Source organism: Actinomadura sp. NPDC049753, from assembly GCF_040674655.1.
GTDB classification, from domain to species: Bacteria; Actinomycetota; Actinomycetes; order Streptosporangiales; family Streptosporangiaceae; genus Spirillospora; species Spirillospora verrucosospora.
Genome location: NZ_JBFARL010000245.1, coordinates 1 through 10,831, shown reverse-complemented (window position 1 = coordinate 10,831; position 10,831 = coordinate 1). Strand labels below are relative to the sequence as shown.

General features: G+C 75.5%; 7 protein-coding genes. 3 read left to right on the top strand and 4 right to left on the bottom strand.

Going from position 1 to position 10,831, the window contains the following annotated elements:
• The coding region (locus tag AB0K37_RS36690; RefSeq protein WP_363989286.1) for a TldD/PmbA family protein at nt 1-1,406 on the bottom strand (1,406 nt) is incomplete at its 3' end.
• Nucleotides 1,407-1,633: 227 nt separating this feature from the next.
• Between AB0K37_RS36690 and AB0K37_RS36685 the strand changes: the two genes are divergently transcribed.
• The 3 genes from AB0K37_RS36685 (at nt 1,634) to AB0K37_RS36675 (ending at nt 5,636) form a co-directional block, all read left to right on the top strand.
• The gene (locus tag AB0K37_RS36685) at nt 1,634-3,223 is read left to right on the top strand and encodes a CoA-transferase (RefSeq protein ID WP_363989283.1); all 1,590 of its coding nucleotides are present in this window, start codon (nt 1,634-1,636) and stop codon (nt 3,221-3,223) included.
• Nucleotides 3,224-3,243: 20 nt separating this feature from the next.
• Entirely contained in the window at nt 3,244-4,329 is a 1,086-nt protein-coding gene (locus tag AB0K37_RS36680; RefSeq protein ID WP_363989280.1) for a methyltransferase, read from the top strand.
• 83 nt (nt 4,330-4,412) lie between these two features.
• Nucleotides 4,413-5,636 (top strand): cytochrome P450, encoded by a 1,224-nt coding sequence (locus AB0K37_RS36675; RefSeq protein WP_363989277.1) that lies wholly within the window; start codon nt 4,413-4,415, stop codon nt 5,634-5,636.
• 31 nt (nt 5,637-5,667) lie between these two features.
• Here AB0K37_RS36675 and AB0K37_RS36670 read toward each other — a convergent pair whose 3' ends face one another.
• The 3 genes from AB0K37_RS36670 to AB0K37_RS36660 all read right to left on the bottom strand — a co-directional run.
• Nucleotides 5,668-6,354, bottom strand: a complete 687-nt coding sequence (locus AB0K37_RS36670) for an NAD(P)-binding domain-containing protein (RefSeq protein WP_363989274.1) — start codon at nt 6,352-6,354, stop codon at nt 5,668-5,670.
• Nucleotides 6,351-6,821, bottom strand: coding sequence for an acyl-CoA thioesterase (locus AB0K37_RS36665; RefSeq protein WP_363989271.1), 471 nt, complete (start codon nt 6,819-6,821; stop codon nt 6,351-6,353). The genes AB0K37_RS36670 and AB0K37_RS36665 overlap by 4 nt, the downstream gene beginning before the upstream one ends.
• Nucleotides 6,818-10,831 (bottom strand): SDR family NAD(P)-dependent oxidoreductase (locus AB0K37_RS36660; protein WP_363989268.1); only part of this gene is annotated, 4,014 nt, incomplete at its 5' end. The genes AB0K37_RS36665 and AB0K37_RS36660, both read right to left, overlap by 4 nt.

Here is a 10,831-nt window from a genome sequence, read left to right as displayed (position 1 = left end):
GGGTGGACGGCGGCCAGTAGGACACCGCGCCGGGGTGCATCCCGAAGGCCAGGTCGTTGATGATCGCGAAAGACGCGGTGATCTCGCGGGCGCGGCCCGCTCAGCTGGCCGTCCAGCCTGCCGTTGCGGATCCGGTGGCACCGCTGGGCGGTCATCTGGAAGTTCTGGCGCCGCATGTCGATGGACCAGCTGTCGGACCCGGCGAGGTAGATCCCGTCCTCGACGCCCGCGATGAGGTCGGCGGTGGACGGGCCGCCGGGCGCGGGACGCAGCCCGACGTTGGGCATCCGCGGCAGCGGCACGTGCATCGCGGACTCGGCGAACGAGCAGCCGTTGGAACGCCCCAGGCCCGCCAGGCCCGCGGTGCGCCGGTCGTGCTGGAAGCCGGCGAGCACCCCGTCCCGCACGAGGCTCCAGGACTGCGCCGCGACCCCTTCGTCGTCGAAGCCGACCGTCGCGAGGCCGTGTTCGGCGGTGCGGTCCGCGGTGACGTTCATCAGCGGCGAGCCGTAGCGGTGCGAGCCGATCCCGTCCGGAGCGAGGAACGTCGTGCCGGTCGAGGACGCCTCGTGCCCCAGCGCGCGGTCCGTCTCCGTGGTGTGGCCGACCGACTCGTGAACGGTCAGCCAGAGGTTGGACGGGTCGATGACGAGGTCGTAGCGGCCCGGCCGCACCGGGCGGGCGCGGAGCTTGGCGGCGAGGTGCGCGGGCAGCTCCGCCAGCTCGCGCTCCCAGTCCCAGCCGTCGCCGCCCAGGTACTCCCAGCCCCGGGCCACCGGGGGCCCGAGGGTGCGCAGCGTCGCCGTCCCGCCGCCGCGCGGGTCCGCGCCCTGGGCGAAGAACAGCGGGTGGACCCGGATCCGCTGCTGGGCGGTCACCGTGCCCGCGAGATCGGCGTAGAACTTGTTCTCCCGGACGAGGGTGAGGAAGGCCAGCACGTGCTCGACCTCGGGCGCGGCCAGCAGCCGCCGGCTCCGGTCGGCCATGAGCGCGATGCGCTCCTGCTCGGGCACCTCGAACGGATCGACCCGGTACGACGAGATCCACGTCGTGTCGCGGTGGACCGGCTCGCCGACCGGCTCACCCGAGCCGCCGCCGATCGCCGCGCACGCGCGGGCGACGGCCACCGCCTGCTCGGCGGCCCCGGCGGCGGCGCTCGCCGTCAGCTCGGGGACGGCGGCGAAGCCGGGCACGCCGCGGTGCCACAGGCGCACGGCCAGCCCCGTGTCCGTGGTGTCCTGCCCGCCGCCGAGGACGCCGTCGCGCAGCAGCAGCCGCGCCGTCCGGACGCGGTCGAGGCGGAAGGACGCGTGCGCGGCCCCGAGCTCGGCCGCGCGGCCGAGCGCCGCGTCGGCCAGGGAGTGCAGCGGGAGGGCGGAGAACGAGGCGTCCATACCACGTCGCACGCTGCCTCACTTTCCACGCCCGAACACGTCCTACTAGAAAAACATATTGCCTCGTCTCGGAAAAGGCGATCGGAGACCCCGAATCCAGCGGCAAGTCCGGGAACTCAATCCACCGATCTGGGCGGTAACTATAGTTTTTGATAGCATTAGCGATCGACGGCGTCCGCGCGGAGGGGACCAGGTCCGCCGCGGGACGACCGGGACCGGTGCGACGCCGAGGGGACGCGATGGACGATGCCGCGGCTGCTGCCGTGGGGGGCAAGGTCTGCGACGCGGCGACCGCGGCGGCCCTCGTCGAGGACGGGCAGGCCGTCGCGAGCACCGGCGTCATCGGCTGGATCACCCCCGACGCGGTCCTGCGCGCCATCGGCGAGCGCTTCGAGCGGCTCGGCTCCCCCCGCGACCTGACCTTCTTCTTCCCCTGCGCCACCGGCGACGCCATGGACATCGGCGGCATGGACGGCGTGGCCCGCGAGGGGCTGATGCGCCGCATCGTCGCCGGCTCCTACATCAATCCGCGGCATCCGCGCACCGGCACCCGCCCGGCGCTCACGGGCCTGATCCGCGACGATCTCGTCGAGGCCTACAGCTGGCCGATCGGCGCCGCCATGCACTGGCTGCGGGAGGTCGCGCGGCGGAGCCCGGGCTACCTCACCCGCATCGGCCTCGGCACCTTCGCCGACCCGCGCCACGGAGGCGGCCGCCTCACCGGGCGGGCCAAGGACGACCTCGTAGAGGTGGTCGAGCTCCGCGGCGAGGAGCTCCTGCTCTACCCCACCTGGCCGCTGGACGTGGGGATCATCCGGGCCAGCAGCTCCGACGCCCAGGGCAACCTGTCCTTCGAGGACCTGCCGCTCACCTCCGCCGCCCTCGCCCTCGCCCTCGCCGTCAAGGCGAGCGGCGGCACCGTGATCGCGCAGGTGTCGCGGATCGTCCCGCGCGGGTCCCGGCCCGCGCGGGAGGTGCAGGTCCCCGGAGTGCTCGTCGACCGCGTGGTGGTCGCGCCGGGCGAGCTGATCGGGACGGAGGTGCGCAACGACCCCGGCTACCTGCGGCCGGTGGCGAACCCGGTCGGGCGCCTGCCGCGCCTGCGGTCCGGGCCGGGGAAGGTCATCGCGCGCCGTGTCGCGCGGGAGATCCGCCCGGGTGAGACCACGATCCTCGGGTTCGGCGCGGCGTCGAGCGCGATCCTGGCGATGGCGGAGGACGGCGCCTTCCAGGACGGCCGGCTGGACGACTACACCTTCACCACCGAGCACGGCTCCTTCGGCGGCGTCGTCATGGGCGGCTGGCAGTTCTCGGCCAACTACTCGCCCGAGGCGCTGGTCGACGGCACCTACCAGTTCGACTTCATCGACGGCGGGGGCTGCGCGCTCGCCGCGCTCTCCTTCGCCCAGCTCGACGCCGCGGGGAACGTCAACGTCAGCCGGTTCGCGGGCACGAGCCCCGGCGGCGGCGGGTTCGTCGACATCGCGCACAACGCGCGGCGGATCGTCCTCGGGGGCACCCTCACCACCAAGGGCCTCGAAGTGTCCTGCGACGGCGGCAGGCTGGAGATCCTGCGCGAGGGCGAGATCCAGAAGCTCGTGCCCGAGGTCGACCACGTCACCTACGCGGTCCGCGCCGGGCTGGAACGCGGCCAGCGCGCCGTCGTCGTCACCGAACGCGCCGTGTTCGAGATGACCTCCGAAGGACTCGTGCTGACGGAGGTGGCGCCCGGCGTCGACGTCCGGCGGGACGTCCTGGGGCAGATCGGCTTCCCGGTTCGCCCCGCCGCCGGCGTCACCGCCATGGCCGCCGAGCTCTTCCGTCCCTAGCCGCGCAACCGGGGAGATCGATGAACGGAATGGTCCAGCCCGACGAGCCGCACGGCCGCCGCTCCAGGGTCCCGGCACGGCCGCGCCACGACGCGGGACTCGTGTCGGCGGCGGAGGACGAGGCCGTCCCCGCGCTGTGGGCGATGGCCCAGCTCGCGACCCCCATGGCGGTGCGGGTGGCGGCGACGCTGCGCATCGCCGACCACATCGCGTCCGGGCTGCGGACCGTGCCCGAGCTGGCGGCGGCCACCGGCGCCGACGCCGGCGGGCTCGCCCGCCTGATGCGCTACCTCGCGGTGCGCGGGGTGCTGACCCGGGACGACTCCGACCGGTACGGGTTGACCGCGCTGGGCGAGCCGCTGCGCGGCGACCACCCGGGCGGCCTGCGCGCCTGCCTGGACGTCGAGGAGGGCGGCCGGGCCGAGCTGTGCTACGTCGAGCTGCTGCACAGCGTCCGCACGGGCGAGCCCGCCTACCCGCGGCGCTTCGGCCGCTCCTTCTGGGACGACCTGGCCGCCGAGCCCCGCCGCGAGGCCGCCTTCCGCGCCATCCTGCGGCCGGGCGGAGCGGACCGCGCGCGCCGGATCGCGTCGGCGTACGACTGGGCGTCCCTCGGACGCGTGGTGGACGTCGGCGGCGGGGACGGAACGCTCCTGGCCGCTCTGCTCACCGCGCATCCCGGGCTCCGGGGCGTGCTCGTCGAACGGCCCCCGGCCACCGACACGGCGCGGAAGGCGCTGGCCGCGGCGGGCGTCGCCGACCGCGCCGAGGTCGAGACGGGCGACATGTTCGGCCGGCTCCCGCCGGGGGCCGGCGGCTACGTCCTCTCGCTGGTCGTCCACAACTGGGGCGACGACCCGGCGCGCGCCATCCTGGCCCGCTGCGCGGAGGCCGCGGGCGCGGAGGGCTCGGTGTTCGTCGTGGAGAACGTCGGTCCGGACGGCGCCGGGCCGACCGGGCTGGACCTGCGGATGCTCGCCTACTGCGGAGGGAAGGTGCGGTCGCTGCCGGAGCTGTCGGCGCTCGCCGCCGAGGCCGGGCTCGGTGTCGCCTCGGTCCACCCCGCGGGGGCGGTGTCGATCGTCGAACTCCACCCCGGCGGATGACCGCCGCCGGAACGCGGGCCGCGGCGGGCCGAGGAACCCCGCGCAGCGGCGACCACGAGGAATCTCGCGGAAGGGACCAGGCGATGGCCACGGGGACGATGCAGCCGCGCGAGGCGCTCGCGGCGCTTGTGGGCGAGGGACTCCGGGATCCGTATCCCCTGTACGAGGAGATACGGGCGCACGGCGACCTGGTCCACGTCAAACCGGGGGTGATGGCCGCCGTCGGGTACGACGAGTGCGACCGGGTGCTCCGGGATCCGCGGCTGCGCGTCCAGGACGGGGACAGCTTCGACCTCTTCTACCCGGAGTGGCGGGCGCACTCCTCGCTGCGCGCCTACACCGACTCCATGCTCTACAGCAATCCGCCGGCGCACACCCGCCTGCGGCGGCTGCTGCGGGGCGAGTTCACGCCCCGGCGGGTGGCGGGCTACGAGACGGCGATCGAGCAGATCACCGACCGGCTCCTGGACTCGCTGGCGGAGGCGGGCGCGGGCGGCGCGGCGGTCGACTTCATCGCCGAGTTCGCCTCACGGCTCCCGATCGCGGTCATCAGCGGGCTGCTCGGGGTGCCCGAGCGGGACCAGGCGTGGTTCCGGGCCATCGCGGCCGACGTGACGACCGCCCTGGAGGGCATCACGAACGCCTCCCGGCTCGCCCCGGCGGACGCCGCCATGAACGACCTGGCGGTGTACTTCGACGAGCTGATCGAGCGGCGCCGCCGCTGCCCCGAGGCGGACCTCGTCAGCTCCCTGGTGCGGGTGCACGACGGCGGAGGCGGGCTCGGCCGCGACGAGCTGGTCGGCAACATGATGCTGCTGCTGACCGCCGGGTTCGAGACGACGAACTTCTTCATGGCGCACGCGCTCCTCCTGTCGTTCGAGCATCCCGGCCTCGCCGACCGCCTCCGCGCCGAACCCGGCTTCGCCTCCGCCTACGCCGAGGAGGTGCTGCGGTTCGAGCCGCCGGTGCAGGCGACCAGCCGCTGGGCCGGGGCCGACGTGGAGCTTCTGGGGACGACGATCCCGGCGGGCACGAAGGTGGTCGCGATCCTCGCCGCCGGCAACCGGGACCCCCGCCGCTACCGCCGGCCCGACCGCTTCGACCCGGACCGCCCCTACACCGCGCCGCTCACCTTCGGGGCCGGCGGCCACTTCTGCCTCGGGGCGCCGCTGTCGCGCCTGGAGGCGCGGATCGCGCTTCCGCGGCTGCTGCGCCGCTTCCCCCGCATCCGGCCCGCCGGGGAGCCCGTGCGCCGCGACTCGTGGGTGGGCCGCGGCATCGACCACTTCCCCATCGCGATCGACTAGACCGCGCCCGGCCCGTGGTCCGCCGCCGGGGCTACGGCCTCGTCCAGGTCTCCTCGCACGCGGTGAGGCGGAGCAGCCGGAAGCCCACGGCGTCGCCGAGCCCGGGCTGCTTCTCCAGGCGCATGAGCAGCTGCGCCAGGGCCTCGATCCAGCGGCTGCCGGGAAGGTCGCCCGCGTCGGCGACGTCGAGTCCGGCCGGCTCGATGATCGAACGGACCGCCTCCTTGGCCCGCGGGTCGTCTCCGGCGATCGGGACCGTCAGCGTGACGCCGCCGCGCGCGACGCCGGCGAGCTGCCGCGCGGAGACGCAGTTGAGCGCCTTGACCACGGCGCCGCCGGGAAGCAGGCGCGCGATCAGCTCGGCGGCGGATCCGTGGCCGAGGAGGTCGTGCCCGCACGGGTTGGACATGTCGATGACCGGCTTGCCGGCCACGTGGGCGCGGATGCGCGGTGCGATCTCGGCGCGGATGGCGTCCAGGGGGCTGGCGAGGGCGACGATGTCGGCCTCGCCGGCCACCCGTTCCAGGGTGGCGGCGCGGGCGTTCGGCAGCCGTCCGGCGAGGCCGCTCGCGGACCGGCCGCCCCGGCTGGCCAGCAGCACCGGCCGCCGCTGCGCCGCGACGGTCTCCGCGAGCGCCGTTCCCATCCGCCCGCAGCCGACGATGCCGATGACCGGCGCGCGGGCCTGCGTGCCCGCGGCGGGTTCGCGGACCCTCATCGCGGCGGCGTCTCCGATCGCGGCCGGCGGGCCGCGTGCGGGTCCGGCGCGTAGGCGTCGAGGGCCGTCCGGAGTTCGTCCGGGACCTCGACAGGGGTCAGGCCGTCCTCCGCCCGCAGCGTGCAGGCGACGGTCTGCTCGCCGCGCGCCACCAGCCGCGCCGGCCCGTCGGTCACGCGGTAGTACTCGAAACCCATGGTGATCTGGTGGAAGTCGATTCCGACGAGGGACATCCGCACGGACACCGTGTCGAGCGCGTAGAGCTCGGAGAAGAAATCGCACGAGCACGACGAGGTGACGAGCGCGAGGTCGTCGTTCATGCGCGCCACGGTCTTCGGCGCCTTCTCCGCGAGGAACCGCTCCCGGCAGGCGCCCTGCCAGGACAGGTAGTTCGTGAAATAGACGTTCCCCACGAGGTTGGTGTCGGCGAACGTCACGAGGTGCCGGTACTCGAAATACGCCCTCACGAGGCCCCCTTGACGGGGATCGCCATCGCCGTCGGCCCGGTTTCTCCCTCGATGGAAAGGACCACGGAGACGACGTCCGATCCCCCGGCCTGGAGGACCACCCATCCGTTCTCGTAAACGCCTTGGACGGCGAGTCCGGGCGGGCCCGGCGGCCCGGACAGGCATGCGCCGACCGCCTGCAGCCGCGCCCGGATGTGCTGGTCCGGCTCACCGACGAGGCGGCCGAGCCGGCCGGCGAGGCCGGTCCAGTGCGCGGGAGGATCAGGCGCCGGATCGGAGGTCCGCGCGCAGGCGACGGGCTCCCCCTCCACGAGGACGGCCCAACGTCCGCCGTCCGCCCGGCGGCGGGAGGCGGGGTCGTCGCCCGGCCCGCCGGCCTCGACGGCCAACCGGATGTCGCGCTCCGGGAGCAGTGCGGTGAGGCTGCGCTGCAGGTACGGCCCGACGAGAACCGGGTGCAGGGTCGTGACCGGCACGGGGCCGACGTCGCGAAGGCGGAGTCCGCTCCAGCTCACGACCGGCCGGCCGGAGCCGTCGCGCACGACCACGTCGTAGGTGTAGTCGGCGCCGGAGTGATCGCGTTCGACGGCGGCGAGCGTCAGCTCGCCCCCTCCGGTCCCGCTCCCGTGGACGGCGAACCGCGCGCACCCGACCGGCAGCAGCCGCCGGTGGGGGACGCACGCCTGGAGGACGTGGATCGAGGCGTCGTTGCGGGCGGGGTCGCCGAACAGCAGGTCCGCCGGGAGGCCGTCCCCGAACCGCCAGGGCCGGTCGCCGTCCAGCACGGCCGTGCAGGCGGTGGCCTCCAGGTGCGCGTAGCGGCGGAGCCTGCGGAAGCGCCGGCCGTGGAAGAAGAGCGGCCCGTACAGGTCGTCGCCGGTGTGGGCCGGCGTCCGCTCCGCCGCGGCCGGGTTCTCCGGAGGCTCGGCGTCCGCGGAGGTGACGGTCCCGGTGAAGTGGTCGACCGCGAATCCCGTCTCGTCACTGCGCACCGCGACGTCCACGTCCCCGTCCTCGCGGACGAGCGCGCATACCCGGAGGGTGCGGGTCCCGTGCTCGGGGACGACCACGGGGCGGTCGAAGCGGGAATCGGCCACCCCCGCCACGGGCCGGCCGGTCAGCGCGGACGCCGCCTGGGCCATCGCTTCGAGCACGCACACCGCCGGCAGCACGGCCACACCGTCGATGCGGTGGTCGTCCAGGTACGGGTCGTCGAGCAGGCTCAGCTCGGCCTCGGCCACCAGTTCGACGCCCGGGGTCCACGCGCGCACCCGCCGCAGGAAGCGGTGCCCGTCCAGGGCCGCCTCCCCGGCGCGGCCGAGCTGCGGCAGCCGGCCGCTGACCACCAGGGAGTGCGACGGCGGACGCGCCTCGGCCGCCCGGGCGAGCAGCTCGGCGCCGCGGTCGGGAGGAACCGGCGACACGCCCGCGCGGGCGAGGTCGTCGAGCACCTTGAGGCGCTCGCCCATGCCGACTCCCGACCAGACCGTCCAGTCGAGGTTGGCGACCCGGCAGTCCGGCAGGTCCCGGGCGAGGATCCGGACCAGCTCCCGCATGCGGCCGTTGGCCAGGGCGTAGTGCGCCTCCCCGGCGAGGCCGAACCGGCCGATCACGGAGCCGAAGGTGAGGAGCAGCCGCAGCCCGTCCGTGCCGACGGCGTCCAGCAGCGCGCGGAGCCCGCGGTGCTTGGGCGCCGCGTGCTCGGCGTAGGCGGCGCCGATCTCGCGGAACCGCGCGGGGCGGTTCAGGCCGCTGGCGTGGATCACTCCTCTGACCGGTCCGAGCCGGTCGACGATCGCGGCGACGCCGCGGCGGAGCGACTCCGGGTCGGTGACGTCCGCGGCCTGGTAGCAGAAGTCGATGCCGGCCTCCCGCAGCCGACTGAGATTGTCCCGCAGCTCGGCGTCGGCGTCCGGCCCGCTGCGTCCGATCAACCCGAGCCGCACCCCCCAGCGCCGCGCCAGGAAGGCCGCGCTCGCGAAGCCGATGCCCTTCCCGCCTCCCGTCACCACGAGCACCTCTCCGGCGGACAGCGGAGGCGCGGCGGCGTCCTGTCCCCCGCCGTTGGGCGCGCCGGACCCTGCGGCCCGGTACGCGGGGGTTCCGGCGCGGCCCTCCTCGTCCACGACGATCTCGGCATGGCCCTGCCACGAGGCCGTGAGCAGAGCGCCGACCGCGTCCGCGGGAGCGGCCTCCAGAGCCCGGACCCAGCGGACCGGCAGGGACGGGTACTCGGCGGCGATCGTGCCCACGAAGCCCGACGCGGTGTCCCCCGAGTCCACGACGGTGAAGGGCGCTCCGGTGTCCACCGCGAGGTGCGCGGCTTCGACCAGCGCGTCGATCGCGCCGTCGTCCGGGTTCTCGGGGAGGAACGCGACGACCGCCGGGCGCGGCTCCCCCTCGGGGAGGGCGGTCAGCCGCGGCTCGACGAGCGCGCGGAGCCGGCCCCCGCCGAAGACGTGCCAGGTATGGGAGGCGCGTCCGGCGTCCAGTTCGACCGGGCGGCTGAACTCGACCAGAACGCGGTGCCATTCGCGGACCCCCTCCGGCGGCCCGTGGGATCCGGCCTCGCCTTCCGCGGCGGGCAGTTCCTCGATCGCCTGGACGAACGCGGCGACCGTGGCCTCGGCGAAGAGCGGCGGGGCGGCCGGCACGGCCCGCCGGGTCCGTTCGGCGGCCTCGGCGGCGAGCTGGACGACGCGGAGGGAGTTGAGATGGAGGTCGCCGAGGAGCCGGTCCCCGTCGCCGATCACATCGGGCGGAAGCTCCAGGGCCTCGGCGATGAGCCCGCGCACCACGGCGGGCACGTCGGCGTCCGCCTCGGGCGGCGTCTGCGCCGCGGCGTCGGCGGGGACAGCGGGGGCGGCCGGGGCCGGGGCCGCGGCGGCCGCCGCGGCATGGCCGAGCCCGTGGTCGAGGTCGCCGGCCGGGGCGCTCTCGCAGGGGTTGGCGAGGAACTCCGGCTCCCGCCAGAGGTCGAACGGGCGGTGGAACCGCTCGGCGAAGAGGGCCGTGAGATCGGAGACGGCGCCGGCGGCGAACAGCGCGGCGGTGGCGTCGCCGAGCGCGGCGGCCGACTCCGCGCCCGCGTCCAGCGTGCGGACCGGCACGCCCGTGACCGACTGGGCCATCGCCGTGAGGGTGTGGCCGGGACCCGCCTCGACGAGGAGGTCGCAGTCCGCGGCGAGGAGCTCCAGCGCCTGCCGGAACCGCACGGGCGCGGTGAGCTGCCGGGCGAGCAGCGCGCGGACGTCATCGGCGGCGGTCAGCTCCCGCCCGGTGACCGTGGAGTACACGCGGCCGGAAGGGGCCTCCACCGCCAGGTCGGCGAGGTGGCGCGCGAGCACCGGCTCGGCCGCGGCGACCGCCGGGGAGTGGAAGGCGTGGCTGACCCTCAGCCTGCCGGCGGTGATCCCCTTCGCGCGGGCCCTCTTGACGACGCGGTCGACCTCGGTGAGGGGGCCGGCGACGACCTGGACGGCGCCGTTGTCGGCGGCGATCACCAGGTCGGCGTCGTCGATGAGCTCGGTGACCGCGCCGGCCGGCGCGGCGAGGGAGGCCATCCCGGTTCCCGCCTGGGAGGTGTCGGCCATGATGCGGCCGCGCGTGGTGACCAGGTGCAGGGCGTCCGGGCTGCTCAGCGCGCCGGCCCAGTGCAGGGCGGTGATCTCGCCGAGGCTGTGCCCGACCGCAGCGGCCGCCGCGACGCCGAGCCGGTCGAGCCAGCGCAGCGCCGCCGTGGAGGCGCGGAAGACGGCGGGCTGGGCGACGGCGGTGTCGATCGGGTCGGCCCCGAGCCCTTCCTCGAAGTGCTCCCCCGCCTCCGGGAGCACCACGCCGAGGGCGCCGGCGCTCTCCCGTACGGGGGCGCCCTGCCCCGGGAACAGCAGCCCGACCCGGCCGGGAGCGCCGCGGCCGACGTAGACGCCGGGCCGGGCGGCGAACCCGGGCCCGGCGAGCCCCGCGAGGAGCTCGCCCGCCCGTTCCGCGCGCGCGGAGAGCTCGGCGGG